This window comes from Chloracidobacterium sp. D, assembly GCF_018304685.1.
In the GTDB taxonomy this organism is placed as follows: domain Bacteria; phylum Acidobacteriota; class Blastocatellia; order Chloracidobacteriales; family Chloracidobacteriaceae; genus Chloracidobacterium; species Chloracidobacterium thermophilum.
In genome coordinates, this window is record NZ_CP072634.1 from 50,954 (window position 1) to 67,700 (window position 16,747).

A 16,747-nucleotide genomic window follows, 5' to 3' on the forward strand; every position below is an offset into this window, starting at 1 on the left:
ACGGGCTGCTTACGTGCGTCGGGGTACCACAGGTTTCAGGCTAACCTACCCCCGGAAGCAAGGCCTGGTGCGTTGCCGGGCTGCGGTCGTAAGCCGTTACTTCCACTGGGCTACAACGTCAAACTCAACGAGTGCCTTGTTGGAGTTTCGCTTGCGAAGGGGCCGGCATTCGATGTGTGAGAAGCCAAGCGCAGAGAGCATTTCCGCATACAATTGCTCGGTGGGAACCAGCGTTCCATAGAATGTCGAGTTGCCAACGATGTAATGCACCTCTGCGCCAGCAGCCAAGAGTTTCGGCAGTTCACAGAAATGCGTCCACATGTCATCGAAGTATTTGGCGACGTATTTTGCCAGCAACCTGCCATGCTTGTTCTCGGCGCATGCAATGGCTTGCAGCACATTCGTCAGACGTGTACTTCTGAAGTGTCCCTCCGGGCGCTTCCAGTCTGTGAGCCGGCTCGTTGCAATTCCCCAGGTTCCACCGATGGCCTTCCAATCGAGTTCACCGGCATCCCTGCCGTTCTGGAGAAAGCCCAGCCAGTACATATATGGGCGCAGCTCACGAATGTAGGACATGCGGTTGACATAAGGCGGTGAGGTAATCACCAGGTCGAACGTTCCTGAAATCTTGCCCTTCAACGTCCGTGCATCTGCGAGGACAACGGAGGCTGTGCCGCTGGGGTTTTCCAGTACTCCTTCAAGCACAAACTGAACACTCGCTGCAAATACCGAACCTCTGTCCACGGGAAAGGGAAGAGCGAATCCATCATCATTTCCAAATGACAGGGACTGGTGATTGAATGCCGCCTGCGACAGCTCAATGAGCGTACGACAAAAGGCCACCAGCAGTAAATTGCGGGAAGGTGTATCCGGCTCGGTGGCCTTTTCGATAGCTGCGCGAAGCAATCGAAGAAAGGTAAGTGTTTCCAGGCTCCACCACCGTTCAACATTAAAAATAGGTGGCGTTGAAACTGGCTTGACAGCATGCCTGGCAACCAAGTCAAGCACTTCCTGACACGCAGATTGCACCGCTTCAATGGTTTCCGCTGGGTATCGGGCAATTTTGGTTTGTGTAAGCCAGACCAGGAATGGATTAATATCGGCTGTTGTACTTTCGCGGCCGTAGCAGGCAGCGCAGAGTGCTGTTGTTCCTGTCCCACAAAATGGATCCAAAATCCTCTGTGCATTGGGATGGTTGGCAATCAGTTCCTCAACGATCTTCAAAGAATAAGCCGGGGTTAACCTAAGCCAGCCATATCTGCCCACCCTGGCATTGAACTTGTGGGTATATTCAGCCCGGCGCCGAAGCTGTTCTCGTGACGGAAGGGAAACCATACCTGACCCTATGGTGCCAGCAGCACCTTGAGAGTGGCTTCCACTTCACCGCGCAGACGTTGACTGTTGCGCTGGAAGAAACCTTCCAGGTCATAGCCAACCACATCCCACATGAAATCATAGGTGGATACCAAGGGATCATTTTTGCCGACAATGCCGGTGAGAACCAACCATTTTTCACTTCTGTACCGGTCCAAGATGTCGGCATCAATTTGTGTTGAGAGTATTATTGCACAAGGAAAATGAGCTTTTGTATATGCTATTGCCGCACTCGCAATGTCGGCATTCTGACGCTTTGCGTCCTTACTCTTGTAACCCTGTCGAATCTCAAAGACCGCGCCAATCAGTGCATTGGATATTTTGGTATCAACACCGATCTTCTCTGCGGCCTTCTGCATCCACGTATGAAAAATCTGCTTTCGGTGGTCGTCAGAAATTCCTTCCAGAGGCACCCGGCCGTCCAGGTAAAGGGTACGCTCCTTGCCCGTGGGTAGCTGTGTCTTGTAAGACCAGGTCACGTCGTTATGCGTGAGTCTCAGTGAGTCACACAGGATTGTCCTGAAAAGTTTTTCGCATCTGCTTCCTATCTGGCGATAGACGCTTGTCATCCCGCCTGCGGCTTTGTGGGCGGTGTACATCATTGGGTTATCCAACCCAAACCAGTTGTAGAACGGATCCGCCTGATACAGCTTTTGGAACTGTTCCAAGGTCAAACCTTTACCCCGCTTGCCTTGACCAAATCTTGGCTTATATCTGGCGCAAACCCGAATTGGCTCAAGCACGATGTCAAGGTAACGCTTGTCTTGAGTATCCAAGCCAAAATTCATGATCTAGTGGCGTCCAGGTGTGTATCCGTGGAATACACGGCTGCCAAGGCTAACCCCGAATTGGTGGGTGGTCCCAGTTGGCCAGAACGCCATTCCACGGTGGAATGACAATCGAAGCCTTGCCTTCACAGACCGTCTTGCATGCCAGGCGGATGACCGGGTGCTCTGTCCCATCGTACGGATAGCCAATTTTTTTCAGGCGCGTGACTTCAAAGGGCGTAATCGCACTGAGGTTTTCAGCGCCGCTCAGTACACCAATCCAGCACGTGCCACAGGCCCCGGTCTGGCATTCCGTGGGAATCGGTCCCGCGACACAGCGCGGGTCTTTTGCCTTGAACGCTGCCGCATTGGGCATCTGCCCGGCGGCCGTCGTCAGGGGCTGCCCATAAATGGCCTGAAACTTTGCCGCCGGGTCATGTTCATCAAAGCGAATCGTGTAGGTCTGGTTGATTTCACTGCGCAGGAGCATATCCCACACGGTGCGTGGCTCCGGCCGCCGACGCTCGGCAACGATCAGTTCCGGCTCCAGCGGCGGCACATCCATTGGCGGCGGGGGCGTTAGGAAGGCTTCCACGCCGACCTGTTGCAGCGTGGCGTAAGCCACGGCCGTAATCCCCAGCGCCAGTGCCGGATCAACCCCTGTGCGCCGTGCTGCCTGGCGAATATGGTTTTCCAGCGTTGTCCGAGGCGGCGTGCGGAGGTCAATCAGCACGGCTTTCTGAACCTTCGGCCAGAAACGATGTCCATAAAAAAACCGGTGTGAGGTGTGAATATGGTCAGCCAGGCGGTAGCGCCCGTTGAGCAGGCAGTCCTGCCGGGCGCGCGCTTCATCTTCGGCCAGCATGCGAAACAGCTTGACCGGATAAAAAGCAAACCACACCCGGAGCGCGTTCTGGTCAACGGGGTGCACATCGGGCAGAAGGCTGGCAACAATCGCCGCCCAGGCTTCGTCGTCGTGGCGGCGCAGAAACTCAATAAACTGACCGACAGTATCTGACATGGTGAATACCTGCACGTCTGAGGTTGTCCCTTATGCGCGCATGGCGCGAAATCGGGCATCATAGTCGGGCGTTCATCAGACTGTCCACTGTGCGAGGTGTGGCCGGTGAAGGCGCTGCGTTTGGTCAACGGACAATTACAGCTCGCCGAAATCCCCCGGCCGGACATGCCCGAAGAAGCGGTCATCCGGGTGACTTATGCCGGTATCTGTGCGACGGATGCCGCCATCGTACGGGGCTACACCGGCTTTTCCGGCACGCTGGGCCACGAATTTGTCGGCGTCGTGGCTGCGGCCCCCGATGCTGCCTGGATCGGGCGGCGGGTCGTCGGAGACATCAACGTGGCCTGCGGCACGTGTGAAGCCTGTCAAGCCGGCGACAGACACCACTGCGCGCAACGCACCGTCATCGGCATCCGCCAGCGCGACGGCGCTTTTGCCGAATACCTGGCGCTGCCGCTGCGCAACCTCTACGCCGTGCCTGATACCGTCAGTGATCTGGATGCCGTCTTTGCCGAGCCGCTGGCCGCCGCCTGTCGCATTCTGGAGCAGGTTTCCTGCCAGCCAGGCCAGACGGTAGCCGTTTTGGGTGACGGCAAGCTTGGACAACTCATTGCCCGGGTGCTGCACGCGCATGGGCTGGTTGTGACACTCATCGGCCGTCACGCACGCAAGCTGGCCGTGGCGGCCGAAGCCGGTATCGCAACCCGCCACGCGGATGAACTTCGGTCGGCAAACCGCCGGTTCGAGGTCGTTGTGGAAGCCTCCGGGCGCGCTACCGGTTTGGCCGATGCCCTGCGACTAGTACGCCCCCGTGGAACGGTCGTGCTCAAGTCCACTTCAGAAACACCTTGGATGCTTCCTCCAGCCGCAGTTGTCGTCCCGGAAGTGACGCTGGTCGGGTCGCGCTGTGGCGATATGCCAACCGCTCTGGCGCTGCTCGCCGCACGCAAGGTCAACCCACAGCCGCTCATCGAAGCGGTCTATGACCTGGACGACGGACGACGCGCTTTCGAGCACGCGACCACACCGGGCGTGCTCAAGGTGCTGCTCCGGTGCTATCTGCCAGAAGGCACACCACGGTAACGGTTTCCGGCCGACGTCAAGCTCTGTCTGCGCAATATGCCTGCCAGAGGTTCACTCCTTATGGTTTCTGTTGAAGTGTTGCTGGCTGGCAGAGTAAAACAGAGAAAGTACAACCACTTGCAAAACACTCTGGGACGCCGTAGCTGCCAGGCACGCTTGCCGTGCCAAGGCCCTTGGGAAGGGCTTGATACGGACCCCGCTTGGCTATGGCCGGACTGTGGGAGATAACGCCCTTGGCCGCGAACTGGGAAAAGATTCTGCTTACCTACCTGCACGACCCGCCTGACAAGGCACTTGCCATTCGCGGACACGTTGACCGCGCCCGCCGGTATGCCGTCATTGTGGTCGGCGAAGAGGAAAGCCGCCGCCTCGAAGAAGCTGCTACAACGGCCGATCCGCTGGCTTCAGCGGTTGAACGCCTTCCCATGCCAACAGCCGGAAGAGAGGGCGAGCGGGCCGTTGCGCCGAAAAACAGCCAACTGCGTATCTTCCATCCGCTGTCGGCCGCCTCAAAACACCTCGATGTGCCGCCGCTGGATGACGCCTTGACGCAGGCTGAGCAACAGCAGCTTCAGGCTATCGTCGGCGGTTTGCCTGCGAACGAATACCGCATACGCCTGCTGGCCATCTGGCGGTGTTGGCCGGAGGCACTGGCGACGAACGTTCACCCGTGCTTCGCCTTGCTTCCGGCGGACACGCGGACGCCAGACCATACCATCTGGCATCACGCCGACACGGCCGCGGCGTTTCGGGCGGCTCTTGACGCCAGTGGCGGAGAAGCCCTGCTGGCCTTTGCGCTGGGGCCTGTCCAGCGGTTTATCGAGGCGGCGCGAACCGTACGCGATCTGTGGTCAGGCAGCATGATCCTGTCGTGGCTGGCGTTTCAGGCGATGAAGCCCATTCTTGAAGACCTCGGCCCGACAGCGCTCATCTACCCTTCCCTGCGCGGTATTCCGCTGGTGGATTTGTGGCTGCACAACACACAAGGACTGCACGGGCAAGTGTCCCTGCCGCCAACCGAACTGCGGATGACGCCCTCGCTGCCACACCGGTTTCTGGCCCTTGTGCCGTGGGGCAAAGACGGTACGGCTGCCCAAAAGTTAGCCAAACGCTGCCGCCAGGCTGCCGACGATGCCGTCAAGAAACTGGCGGATGCCGTCCGCGCCGTTCTCCAGCAACCTTTGGGCAACGCCTGCCAAGGGTGGGACAAGCGCTGGGACGCACAAATCAACAACTACTTCAACGTGGCGACGGCTGTGCTGCCGCTGGGCGGCTCTGCCCAAACCATTGACCAGACGCTGGCGCGCCTGCTCACCGGCAAAGCTTCCTTCGGGGAAGCCTTTCCCAACGCGGCGGCCGTCCGTCAGCTTGCCCGCGCCATTCCCAAAGGCGAGCAACCGGGCTACGACCAGGAACACGCCGGGCGCTGGCAGCATCAGGTCGAGCTGGCGCAGCGGTCGCTGGCTGCCCACCGTACGGTTCGCCCTGTCCCGCCCAACCCACCGGTTCAGACTGGCGGGCGCTTTCCGCAGAAATGTACGCTGCTCGGAACCTTCGAGCAGATGGGGCCGGACGAACTCGGCGCGTCAAGGCAGTTCTGGAATGCGCTTTCGGCGTCAGAGCCTGGCCTGAGTGTCGAGGGCGTTCGTCTGTGGCCGGGCGAAGGCTTGTGCGCCATCGGGCTGGTCAAGCGATTTGCCGCGCCGGCCTTTCTGAAAAAGGAACTGGAGCTTGCAACGGACGACCTGCGTTTCCCGGATACCTGGACTGTCGCGGCTGCTGACTGGTTGCGGCAGGCCGGAATTGACTGGCGGCGGGACTGGAGAAAGCCCTGGAACGGCAACTGGCTGTACTGGTCCCGACCGGATGAGAATCCCGAAGACGCCGATTCCTGCCCGGCCGAACTTTGGAAAATCATCGCATCGGCCAAAAAAGAACACGGCCAGCCGCCGGTGTACTACGCCATTCTCAAGCTTGACGGCGATGAGCTTGGCGGCTGGCTGCGGGGTGAAAAGTCGCCGCCGGTGCGGGAGGTGATGCACCCTGAACTTGTCGCCTACTACGAAAATCTGCACCAGCAAGCCGGGCTGGACGCCAAACGCCCGGTCGGCCCGGCGCTGCATGCCGCCATCAGCACGGCGCTGGCCAACTTTGCCCTGCACATCGTCCCACAGGTCGTTGCCGAACACGGCGGAACGGTCATTTATTCCGGCGGCGATGACACCCTGGCGCTGCTGCCGCTCAGCACCGCCCTGGACTGCGCCCATGAACTGCAAGCTGCCTACAAAGCCGACTGGTACGAAAAAGACGGCCGCACCTACCTGCTCATGGGTTCGCTGGCTACGCTGTCGGGCGGGCTGGTGCTTGTTCACGCCAAGGACGATCTCCGGCTGGCATTGCAGGATGCCCGCCGCGCCGAAGAGCAGGCCAAGGATGCCAGCCGCGATGCCCTGGCCATAACCGTCCGCCGCCGGTCGGGCGAGCACACAACAGCCATCTGTCCGTGGGGCTTTGTCCCGGTGGTGACGAAGTGGAAACAGGCGTTTCTTGCCGGGGCTTCGGATCGGTGGGCCTATCACCTGTACGCCGGGCGGCATACGCTGGCCGCCCTTCCCAGGGAAGCCATCCAGGCGGAGATACGGCGGCAGTTGGGGCGGGCGGAAAAGCCAATTCTCCCGCCTGATGCGCTCGTTGCGGATTTTGAGGCCTTCACGAATGCAAAGGTCGCTTCAGGGAGCCGCCCGCGTTTTGCTTCGGTCGGAGAGGCGCTCGGGCATTTTCTCACGCTCTGCCATACGGCGTCGTTTATGGCGCGTGGGGGAAGGGAATGAACGGGGCGATGAAGACCGTCGGCTTGTGCCTAGAAGCACTTGATGTGCTTTTTTTCCGCGACGGGCGGCCCTTCATGGACGGCACCGAGCAGATGCTCAGCGGTTTGCCGCTCCCGCAAACCCTGGCCGGAGCCATCTGCACGGCGCTCATGCAGGCTGCCAGCTGCGACTTCGGCCGGTTACGGCACGCGCTGGAAGAAGGAAAGCCGTTTGCCGAAGCCGTACGCGAAGCTTGCAGCGCGGAGGCGCACTGGATCGGTGCGTTGGCCGTACGTGGCCCCTGGCTGGCCCGGTGGGACAAAAACCCCGCCACGCCATGCGAAGTGCTCGTGCCGGCGCCGGCAACGCTGCACCGGGCCAAAGGGAAAGCCGGCGGCCAACAGCTTTTTGCCCTGGCCCCTCTGCAGGAAGAACTCCCCGGCTGGCACCCTGTGCCGGAAGAGCAACGGCGTCCGCTGTGGCTCAAAGAAGCGGTCGTCACCGAGCCGGTCGAAGGCTATCTGACGCCCGCTGGGCTGTTCCACTTTCTCGAAGGCAAACCGGTTTCTGCTACGGAAGTTGTCCCGGCAGGCGATTTGTTCGGACTGGATTACCGCATCGGCATCGGCATTTCGCCCGAACGCCTGGTCAGTGAGGAGTCGCAAATTTACGGGCGTGGTTTTCTGGCGCTGAAGCAGGGTGTGTTTCTCTATGCCGAAGTGTGCCTGCCGGACGACGCGCCGGCGGGCGCGCTGGATACGTTGACAACCCTGGCTTTTGGGGGCGAAAGCCGCCACGTGCTGTGCCACCGGCTGAAAGAACCCTTTGCCTGGCCGCGTGAAGTCCCTTCCACAGAAGGGCAGAAGCCGCTGGTACTGCTGACGACCCCGTGTGTGTTTGCGCACGGCTGGAAGCCAGAGGCGTTCACCGGCCGCCTGGCGGCCGCTGCCGTGTCCGGTTCAGTCGCGTTTTCCGGCTGGGACCTGGCGCGCGGCGGGCCCAAACCTACGCGCTTTGCCGTCCCGGCCGGAAGTGTCTATTTCCTGAATGACCCGCTGGGCCAGGGGCCGCCCTCGCTGGCTGAAACGGACGACGACCGCCGGCAGGGGTGGGGATGTTATGTGACAGGAGTGTGGGAGTATGTCTGAACCCGTAGCTGCCAACGCGAACGCCACTTTGCAGCGCGCCGCCGCCCTGCTGTTTATCCATGCCCAGACGAGCCTGCATCCCGGCTCGGGCACCGCTCTGGGCACTGTGGATTTGCCCGTGCAACGCGAACGCCACACGCAGTGGCCGGTCATTCCTGGCTCCACGCTCAAGGGCATTGTGCGCGATGCCTGCCGCCGGGCTGCCGGCAACAACGGCGATCTGTTCGCCGTCTTTGGCCCGGAAACGGCTGAGGCCGGCAAGCACGCCGGGGCGCTGAGCCTGACCGATGCGCGCATCCTGGCTTTTCCGGTACGTTCCCTGCGGGGCGTCTTTGCCTGGGTGACGTGCCCGGCCGTACTCGAACGGCTTCAGCGCGATCTGAAACTGGCTGACCTGGGCAACGCCGGCTTCAGGCTGCCGGCTGAACCGGGGAAAGACAAAGCCCTGTGCCATGCCGACAGCCCCCTGCTGGTTGGCGGCAAACAGTTGGTGCTGGAAGAGTTCGAGTTTGAACGCACGGGCGATGCCAATGATCTGACGGACTGGCTTGCCGTGCGGGCCGTAGCTGACGAGGCAACGCAAAAGCGGCTGCGAAGCCATCTGGTCGTGCTGCACGACGACGACTTCACGCATTTTGTCCGCCATGCCACCGAGGTCGTGGCCCGCGTCGGCCTCGATTACGAACGCAAGACGGTCAAGGAAGGCGCGCTGTTTTACGAGGAGTTCCTGCCGGCAGAAACGCTGTTTTATGCCGTGGTGCTGGCCAGCGCCAGTCGCCGCAACGGCCACAGCCAGTCAGCCGGCGACGTTCTGGCGTACGTACAGCGCCATACCCCGCCCTACCTGCAAATCGGGGGCGATGAAACCATTGGCAAGGGACTCTGCGCCGTGCGGCTGGTCAACGGAAAGGAGGCGTGAGGCTTATGGCAAGTCAACCAACACTTGACCAGCGCCGCGCCAGCCACGCCTGGGAAGCTGTGCAGCGCGCAAAGCAGAAGCAGGGGCCGCACCAAAAGCAGGAACCCAAAAAGTTCGGCGGACAGGCCAAAAAACTGCCCGTCCGCATCATGACGGCCGGGTTGGGGCAGGCGCTGGCGTTTCTGAAAGCCAAAGGTTATGCGCCGGGACTGCTCGCCGAACTCACCGACTGGGTCAACCAGCGGATGCCACCCCAGGCAAACGAACCAAAAGACCTGCTGGAGCGCATCATCGAAGGCAATGCCGATGTTCTGCGGCGGGCAACCGATGAAGTGCTCGCCTATCTCCTGTGGCTCAACCGCTTTGCCGAAGCCGAAGGACTGACAGAAGAAACAGAAGCGTCATGACCCAGCAGCTTGTTTTGCCCAAAAGCACATTCGAGCTATTCAAGCTTATCACGAGCACCCAGGTTCAGCATCCGGGCCTGCAACTCGACAAGTACAGCGTTCCGGGCAATCAGGAGGCACAAAAAAGCGCTCTGGAGGGGGTATGCCGTGTTCCCGGTGATTCGTCACTGCTCACAGAGCTGCTGGCGCGTCGGCAGGCTATGTTGAAGGCTCTGCCGGGCGGAAGCTGGTTTGACTGTACGACAACGGGCCCTTTGACGCTGCATCTGGCGCGGGCGGCGGCGCTGGAAAACGCCGGTATCTGTCTGCATCCGATCTACGGCTTTGCCTACCTGCCCGGCAGCGGCCTCAAAGGGCTGGCGCGCGCCTACGCTGAAACCGTCTGGTTGCCGGCGCAGTCTGACCAGCCGGCTGCCTGGCGGCAGATTGAGGATGTCTTTGGCTGGGCCCCCAACCCGGACCGTCGCCAACAGATTGCGAACAGCCATCATCCGGCCGCCGTCCGGCATCAGGACGACACCGACCCGGACTCCCCGGAGGTCAAGGCCGCATGTGGCAACGTTGTTTTTCACGACGCCTGGCCGGAATGCTGGCCCAGGCTGGTGGTGGACATCGTCAACAACCACCATTCCGGGTACTACCAGGAAACTCATCAACATCCGCCGGGCGACTGGGAAGACCCGGTACCCGTGTACTTTCTGGCGGTTGCGCCGGGTGTGACGTTTACCTTTCCGTTGAGCAAGCGCCACCACAATGTTTCGGATGACCTTCTGGAACTGGCTCGGACGTGGCTCCTAGGCGGGCTGTGTCATCTTGGTGCCGGTGCCAAGACCAACACCGGCTACGGGGCATTCAAGCCGGTGGAAGATGCATTGCTGTCGCTTCCGGGTGACAGGCTGGCCACCTTTGAGACCGAGCTGAAACTAACCTCGCCGGCCTTTCTGGCCGGAGCCAATCAGCAGCGCGAAGATTGTGACCTTCGCCCGGCGACGCTACGCGGCCTGCTCCGCTGGTGGTGGCGCACCATGCACGCCGGCGTGGTGGATGTCGCCACCCTGCGCACTCTGGAAGCTGCCATCTGGGGGGATACCAAAGGCGGTGCAGCGGTGCGGCTGGTTGTGGAGCGGGTTGCCAGCCCCAATCCACAGCTTTACAACAAGAGAGACCTAGCAAACTTCGACAACCGGAAAAAGGAATCTGAGTACGGTATTCCCGAAGCCAACCCGGAAAAGACCACGCAGGGCCTGTGGTATCTCTCCTATGGAATGGACGAGTCCAGCCGCGAAGGGGAGAGAAAGCAGCGCCACTGGCTTGAACCGGGTGCAACCTGGCGGTTGCGGCTGGTAGCCCGTCCAACCCACTTTGTTGAGCCGGTGAAAACAGGGCAGAAAGCAAACCGCCAGGCAGACAAAGCCCAGCCGGTCAAGCACACAGCCAGGCCCATAACGGCCGACGAGGCACTGGAGCAGGCCAAAGCGGCCCTGTGGCTGCTGTGCCACTTTGGTGGCGTCGGCTCAAAGGCACGCAAGGGATTTGGCTCGCTTCAGGCAACCCAACTGGCCGATGGATACAGGCTGGAAACCTGCCAACAAGCTGCAAAACGCTTGCGCGAAAAGTTAGGCCTGGTAGCCAGGCTTAACCCGGATGCCATTGACCTGGGCCAAATGCTGGGCCCGGTTGAAGTTGATTTTTCCTGGCCGGATGTCTGGAGCGTACTCGACCAGGTGGGGTTTGCCTGTCAGGCGTTTGCCAAAAAGTACAAGCATAAGCTGGAGAAGAAAGCCCTGGGGTTGCCCCGCCGGATTGGCCCACCCGTGCAGGGGAGCTTCACCCCCCGCCCGCCCGTCAAAGATCGGCATGCTTCGCCGGTGCACATTCACCTTGCCCCCCGTAAGGACGGCAAGGAAGGCTGGACGGTGCGCATCGTGGCCTTTCCATCGGCATACCTCCCAGACCTCAAGACCAGCCGGGAATTCCTGACAGAGTTTCTCAAAGATGTTGAAAGTGACCTGAGACGGCGCGCCGGCTTGTCACCACCAGGGGTACAGAGGCCAGCATCTTCCAGTCCGGCAGTGGGGATCACGTCTGCACCGAGCGTGCCCAAGTCGAAAGAAAGGGTCAAAGCGGTTCTTCTGGAGGAGAAGACCAAGAAAGGTGGCTGGAAGGCACGCCATGAAGACAGCGGCCGCTCCGGCTACATTGTCAACAGTCAAGACGTGCCAAGTGACAAGCAGCCCGGTGACGTTGTGGAGTTGCTCGTGTACTCACCTGAAGAACCAAGTTTTCTTTGGCCGACTGAAGAAGAAGAACAACGCGCCCAAAAGGCCAAGGATAAAAAGAAACAACTCCCCGGCAGTCAGCCCAAAGGAGGTCGTCGGTGAACAAGCCAAGCATTCTGATCTGTACCGTCGGCACGAGTCTGTTTCAGCCCAACCTGGAAGCCTTGAAGAGGGAACTGGCCAACAACGGCATCAAGCCAGAATACCGGCCCCTGGCCGAAGCCTACCAACGCGGTGACTGGCCGGGAGTTGCCAAAGCCCTGCGCCCTTTGCCGGCCAGTGACCGGGTGTGCGGCGCCGAAATCAACTCCATTGCCAGCCTGGTTGAGAAGGAATACATCCCGGCGGACTGTGGGCTGTTTTTTCTTCACTCCAGCACGGACAAGGGGCGCGACATCGCAGCTATTCTCAAGGATTACTACCTGGACAAGGGGCATGCGCCGGTGGAGACCGTCGAAGTGGAAGACTTGCAGGACGAAGACCCCAAGCGGTTCCGTACCAAGGGGTTGCGCAACCTGGCGCGGAGCGTCTGCCGCATCGTCCGGGAACGTTCAGCCGCAGCCTGCGCCATCAATGCCACCGGCGGCTACAAGGCGCAGATAGCCGTTGCCGTACTGCTCGGCCAGGCTCTGGGCATTCCGGTGTTTTACAAGCACGAACTCTTCAGCGAAATCATCGCCTTTCCGCCCCTGCCCGTGGCCTTTGACTTCGAGGTGTGGATGCGTGCCAGCGGCATGCTGTACGACCTGGAACGGACATCCGATCCCGTTCCGGCATCCACCTATGCCGAGGAATGGCAGGAAACATACGAGAGCCTGGTTGAACGGGTCCCGATTGACGGGCAGGACTACTTGGAGCTGTCGCCGGTCGGGCAGATTTTTCACGAGACCTTTCGCGAACGCTTCCGTACCGACCGCAGCCAAGTGCTGCCCCCCAAGGCGTTGCAAAAGCATCCGCCCCGGCTGGAAAAAGGTGCCGGCTGGCCCGGGGAGCACCCGGAAGTGGAAGCCTTCATGAAGAAGGTGACGGATGAAGTTGAGCAGGTCGTACAGTGTGCAACCTTCTACTTCGACCCCGACCTGCCCCAGCGCACGCGCTTTCGCTGCGGCGCGAAGGGCATCGAAGGGATATATTCCGACGGACGGTTTACGGTCAAATTCCGCGTCGAGAGCACGGCCAAAACCCCCGGCGAGCAGGCGGCGGTTGTCGCCAGCCTCAACGAATGGCTGAGTCGCAGGCAGACTTGATGCACTGGTGGTTCGTGGTTGGCTGCGATGCCCAGTCACGATGGGACTGAGCGGCGGAGACGAAACAGCAGGTTGTAACGGGTTCATGCGCCGCGATTACCAGCAGCCGGCATCGGCCGTGGAGACCAATATCCAGGTCAACCCGCCATCATACGAAGCATAAAAAGCCCAGTAATACTCGGTGCAGCCGCCGCCGTCACCGCCATTGGTGCGGAACACATAGGCATTGCCGGGCTGCGCATTGCACGGTGTTGTGTACGTAAGTTCTTGGGTGGCATCACCACCTCGCTTTCCGTCGCCACCGCCCACCCCATCTGTGCCATCCTGGCCTTTTGCCCCGTTTACTCCTGGCTTCCCGTTCGGACCATTTGTACAGTTACCAGCGTCTCCATCTGCCCCGGCCTGGCCATTATCGCCTGTTTTCCCTGGCTTGCTGGCCGGTTCAGAATCTCCCGGCCTACCACTTCGGTCATCACCCTGTTGTTCCCGTCGAACGCTGTCCCGCCCCTGCTGCGCTTGCTCGGCGGGCCTGTCTTGGTACCCCTGTCCGCTGGTGTCAAACACGACGCGCCCGACGGACGCCTCGGTAAAGCAAATCGGTGTTGCATGGAAAAGGAAGACAGGGTGGTTCATCCGAATGACGAGTGTTTTTCCTTCCACAACAACAGACCGTGCGATGATGACGGTCTCTTCGTCAACTTCCACCCGCTCTGGCGCCACCACGGTATCAGCGACATACACCCCTCCAATCCGATTACCCAGCCGCACCGTTGCCCGAAAGTGGGACGTTCTCATCAACTCCTGGTGCAGAGCCGGATACCAGAGATTCTGCTGAAGCAGCAAAAAAGGCCGAGATGTCACCCCCTCTCGCTGAAGGCGAGCCGCGACCCTTTGAAAGATGACGGCCTGATGGGCTTTGACCGCCTGATAACTCATTCTCCCGCTGGTTTTCCAGAACTCCGCAACTTCAGTTGGCGTTGGTGGTAGCCCCTGTTCTGCCTGACGGCGCAGGACGGCCATGTACTTGACCGGCGGAGATGATTCCGGCGACGCTTGAGACTGCCGCATGCTGTCGGGCGCTTGTCCGAAAGCAAAGTTGAAAGCCGTACCAAAAAGCACCAGGGCCATCCACGCCCAACGGTGACGCAGGCAAAAGCCGGCAGACCACATGGCAAAACCTCCTTGAATAAAATGTGGCGGCTGCGTAGCACAGCTTTGCGAAAAAAGGCAAAATGCTTTTCCCACAAGACCTGTGGTGTTTGTTGAACGTCAGTTTGTCGCTGCCGGTGAGGCCAGGATTCCGTATGGAGCGCGCCGCGCCGTCCCCGGCCAGGAGGCGGCAGTCGTGGTGACGCTCAATGAGTGGCTGCATCGAGTCCGCAGTTGACGCCCGGCCGTCATTTCTGCTAACTCGTAGCGTACATTACAAACTAATGTGCTTGTTCCAGGTCGAGTCCATCGGTTCACCGCCCCGCTACCCTTCAACCGTTGGTGAGCCGAAATTTCACAGAAGGTGCTGACATGTCACTTACCTCCCTTCGCCTGGCATCGGTCCGCTCCCTGACCGGTCTTGCCCTTACCGCCGTCGTGGCCGTCAGCGGCCTTGCCCGTGCACAGAATCCGGCTGAAACCACAGTGCCGCGCTTGGTAATGTCTGAAGCCATGCGCGTGTGCGCCGGCTACATCGGCGAGCCTGCCCCAGAAGACCTCCAAATTGTTGGAAGTGAAAAAGAAGCCTACGTCCGTGAGTTCTCGCAGGGTGATCTGGTGTATATCAACCGGGGACGTGATGCGAACCTGCAAACCGGCGCTGAGTACCAGATTGTACGCAACATCGGTCCGGTTTACGACCCTGCTGACCGGCGGCGCAAGCTGGGAACACTCGTGCAGGAGTTGGGGGTGCTCCGCATCACTGAAGTACGCGACACCTCGGCAACCGGGGAAATCACGTTGATCTGCACCGGCACGGTCAACCTGGGGGATGTCCTCATCCCCTACGAGCGGCGGCCGATTCCAACCGTGCGTCCATACCGTCCGCTCTCGGTTGTTGGCGCCCCGACCGGACGCGCAACAGGGCAGATTCTGGCCGGGCAGCTTGGTCGGGAACAGCTCGCGCGCAACGATGTGGTGTACATCAACCTTGGAGCGGACAACGGCATCAAGGTTGGCGACTACCTGACGGTCTATCGCCCACTGGGTAGTGACCCGATTACACGTTTTCGGGATGACAAGATTGGACAGTCTCGCAGTAATGGTTTTTCGAGCGAGCGTTTCCGTACCCGTGACAACTCGTCGCTGGCTTCTTCACAGAAGGGCTACCCGCAGGTAGCAGAACGGACGCCCCGCAATGAACTGCCACGGACACTCGTGGGTGAGATTGTGATTGTCCGTACGGAGGCCAATACTGCAGTCGGGGTGCTGACCCGTACGACCCGTGAAGCTGTTGTCGGAGACCGTGTCGAGCTGCAATGAAGGGGAGCTGGGTATCACGGATGCCTCGTCTCCCCACCTTTCAGCCTGGGCTGAAATAGACCTCGCGCGGCTTCTACAAAACTACCGGTGGCTCAGGCGGCGCGCTGGCGTGCCAGTTATGGCCATGGTCAAAGCCAATGCCTACGGCCATGGCCTGCTGCCGGTGGCAACCTTTCTTCAGGACGTTGTCCGGGCTGACTGGTTCGGCGTGGCCACAACGGAAGAGGGCGTGGCTCTGCGCCGGGCTGGGATTACCCGCCCCATTCTCGTCCTGGGCGGTTTCTGGTTTGGGCAGGAAGCCGCCATTGTTCACTATGATCTGGCCACAACGCTGCCTGACCCGGACTACCTGCCGGTCCTGGAACAGGCCGCTTCCCAAGCCGGGCGGACGGTGGCCGTCCATCTCGAAATAGACACCGGAATTGGTCGTCTGGGGCTGTCGCCTGACCAGTTCACCACCGTCTTGGAGCGCCTCAAAGCCTGCCCGCACCTCCGCTTGGACGGCCTGATGACACACTTTGCTTCGGCTGACCTTCCGGAGCATGCCGATTTCACACGCGACCAGATACGACGCCACGCACTGGCGGTGCAGCAGGCGCGGGCGGCCGGATGGACGCCGCGCTACATCCACCTGGCCAACAGCGCTGGTTTGCATGCTTTTCTGCCGGAGGCGGCAGGGAATTTGGTCCGCTTGGGCGGATTGCTGTACGGTATTGCTGGAGATGCTCTGTCTCCGGCGTTTCCGCCGCCGCCAACCCAGCCGGTACTGTCGCTCCACGCGCGCATTCTGGGGCTGAAGACCGTTCCGCCCGGCACACCGCTTGGTTACGGCTGCACCTTTGTCACGCGCCGTCCCACGCGGGTGGCCACCGTCCCGCTGGGCTACGGCGATGGACTGCACCGCATCCAGTCCAACCGCGGCCAGGTGATTGTGCGCGGCCGGAAAGTGCCTATCATCGGGCGCGTCAGCATGGATGTGACTATGCTGGATGTCACCGACGTGCCGGATGTGGCCTTAGGCAACGTGGCGACATTCATTGGCAGCCAAGGGGAGACAACCATCACGGCGGAGGAATACGCAGCCGTGATGGGCAGTATTGCCCTTGAAGCCACAACGGCGCTGACGGCGCGCGTGCCCCGCTGCTATCGTGCGGCAGCCATGTCTTCCGCGCCGGGCGGGCGTGAAGATACACCGGCGTCTGCCTGCAAGTAGCGCGGCA

13 protein-coding genes are annotated in these 16,747 nt (G+C 60.7%); 9 read left to right on the forward strand and 4 right to left on the reverse strand.

Going from position 1 to position 16,747, the window contains the following annotated elements; all coding sequences use genetic code 11:
* Positions 1 to 96: 96 nt before the first annotated feature.
* The 3 genes from J8C01_RS00200 to J8C01_RS00210 are packed head-to-tail and all read right to left on the reverse strand — an operon-like array spanning position 97 to position 3,162.
* Positions 97 to 1,335 carry a DNA adenine methylase gene (locus J8C01_RS00200; RefSeq protein ID WP_041569018.1) on the reverse strand — a complete coding sequence of 413 codons (1,239 nt, stop codon included), beginning with the start codon at positions 1,333 to 1,335 and terminating at the stop codon, positions 97 to 99.
* Between the two features lie 8 nt (positions 1,336 to 1,343).
* Positions 1,344 to 2,162 (reverse strand): hypothetical protein, encoded by an 819-nt coding sequence (locus J8C01_RS00205; RefSeq protein WP_014098561.1) that lies wholly within the window; start codon positions 2,160 to 2,162, stop codon positions 1,344 to 1,346.
* Positions 2,163 to 2,211: 49 nt separating this feature from the next.
* Positions 2,212 to 3,162, reverse strand: coding sequence for a 2Fe-2S iron-sulfur cluster-binding protein (locus J8C01_RS00210; RefSeq protein ID WP_014098562.1), 951 nt, complete (start codon positions 3,160 to 3,162; stop codon positions 2,212 to 2,214).
* Between the two features lie 105 nt (positions 3,163 to 3,267).
* Here J8C01_RS00210 and J8C01_RS00215 point away from each other — a divergent pair, with 105 nt between their 5' ends.
* The 7 genes from J8C01_RS00215 (at position 3,268) to J8C01_RS00245 (ending at position 13,055) form a co-directional block, all read left to right on the forward strand.
* Positions 3,268 to 4,245, forward strand: coding sequence for an MDR/zinc-dependent alcohol dehydrogenase-like family protein (locus tag J8C01_RS00215; RefSeq protein WP_211431986.1), 978 nt, complete (start codon positions 3,268 to 3,270; stop codon positions 4,243 to 4,245).
* A gap of 206 nt (positions 4,246 to 4,451) precedes the next feature.
* Entirely contained in the window at positions 4,452 to 7,076 is a 2,625-nt protein-coding gene (gene cas10 / locus J8C01_RS00220; protein ID WP_211431987.1) for a type III-B CRISPR-associated protein Cas10/Cmr2, read from the forward strand.
* Between the two features lie 8 nt (positions 7,077 to 7,084).
* The gene (cmr3, locus tag J8C01_RS00225) at positions 7,085 to 8,203 is read left to right on the forward strand and encodes a type III-B CRISPR module-associated protein Cmr3 (protein WP_211431988.1); all 1,119 of its coding nucleotides are present in this window, start codon (positions 7,085 to 7,087) and stop codon (positions 8,201 to 8,203) included.
* Positions 8,196 to 9,122 carry a type III-B CRISPR module RAMP protein Cmr4 gene (cmr4, locus tag J8C01_RS00230; RefSeq protein ID WP_211431989.1) on the forward strand — a complete coding sequence of 309 codons (927 nt, stop codon included), beginning with the start codon at positions 8,196 to 8,198 and terminating at the stop codon, positions 9,120 to 9,122. Before cmr3 ends, cmr4 begins: the two co-directional genes overlap by 8 nt.
* 5 nt (positions 9,123 to 9,127) lie before the next feature.
* Complete coding sequence (gene cmr5, locus J8C01_RS00235) at positions 9,128 to 9,529, forward strand: type III-B CRISPR module-associated protein Cmr5 (RefSeq protein ID WP_211431990.1); 402 nt, start codon at positions 9,128 to 9,130, stop codon at positions 9,527 to 9,529.
* A complete protein-coding gene (gene cmr6 / locus J8C01_RS00240) occupies positions 9,526 to 11,910 on the forward strand; it encodes a type III-B CRISPR module RAMP protein Cmr6 (protein WP_211431991.1) in 2,385 nt (794 codons plus the stop codon). Before cmr5 ends, cmr6 begins: the two co-directional genes overlap by 4 nt.
* Entirely contained in the window at positions 11,907 to 13,055 is a 1,149-nt protein-coding gene (locus J8C01_RS00245; RefSeq protein ID WP_211431992.1) for a putative CRISPR-associated protein, read from the forward strand. Before cmr6 ends, J8C01_RS00245 begins: the two co-directional genes overlap by 4 nt.
* A 96-nt stretch (positions 13,056 to 13,151) precedes the next feature.
* Here J8C01_RS00245 and J8C01_RS00250 read toward each other — a convergent pair whose 3' ends face one another.
* Positions 13,152 to 14,300, reverse strand: a complete 1,149-nt coding sequence (locus tag J8C01_RS00250; protein WP_211431993.1) for a collagen-like protein — start codon at positions 14,298 to 14,300, stop codon at positions 13,152 to 13,154.
* Positions 14,301 to 14,576: 276 nt separating this feature from the next.
* On the opposite strand from J8C01_RS00250, the gene J8C01_RS00255 reads away from it, so the two are divergent.
* Positions 14,577 to 15,527, forward strand: coding sequence for a hypothetical protein (locus J8C01_RS00255; RefSeq protein WP_211431994.1), 951 nt, complete (start codon positions 14,577 to 14,579; stop codon positions 15,525 to 15,527).
* Entirely contained in the window at positions 15,511 to 16,740 is a 1,230-nt protein-coding gene (gene alr / locus J8C01_RS00260; RefSeq protein ID WP_211431995.1) for an alanine racemase, read from the forward strand. Before J8C01_RS00255 ends, alr begins: the two co-directional genes overlap by 17 nt.
* Positions 16,741 to 16,747 lie beyond the last annotated feature (7 nt).

What these genes read in the sequence shown, in the direction of transcription:
- J8C01_RS00200 (WP_041569018.1), bottom strand. Translation starts at nt 1,335, where the DNA reads ATGGTTTCCCTTCCGTCACGAGAACAGCTTCGGCGCCGGGCTGAATAT.
- J8C01_RS00205 (WP_014098561.1), bottom strand. Translation starts at nt 2,162, where the DNA reads ATGAATTTTGGCTTGGATACTCAAGACAAGCGTTACCTTGACATCGTG.
- J8C01_RS00210 (WP_014098562.1), bottom strand. Translation starts at nt 3,162, where the DNA reads ATGTCAGATACTGTCGGTCAGTTTATTGAGTTTCTGCGCCGCCACGAC.
- cas10 (WP_211431987.1), top strand. Translation starts at nt 4,452, where the DNA reads ATGGCCGGACTGTGGGAGATAACGCCCTTGGCCGCGAACTGGGAAAAG.
- cmr3 (WP_211431988.1), top strand. Translation starts at nt 7,085, where the DNA reads ATGAAGACCGTCGGCTTGTGCCTAGAAGCACTTGATGTGCTTTTTTTC.
- cmr4 (WP_211431989.1), top strand. Translation starts at nt 8,196, where the DNA reads ATGTCTGAACCCGTAGCTGCCAACGCGAACGCCACTTTGCAGCGCGCC.
- cmr5 (WP_211431990.1), top strand. Translation starts at nt 9,128, where the DNA reads ATGGCAAGTCAACCAACACTTGACCAGCGCCGCGCCAGCCACGCCTGG.
- cmr6 (WP_211431991.1), top strand. Translation starts at nt 9,526, where the DNA reads ATGACCCAGCAGCTTGTTTTGCCCAAAAGCACATTCGAGCTATTCAAG.
- J8C01_RS00255 (WP_211431994.1), top strand. Translation starts at nt 14,577, where the DNA reads ATGTCACTTACCTCCCTTCGCCTGGCATCGGTCCGCTCCCTGACCGGT.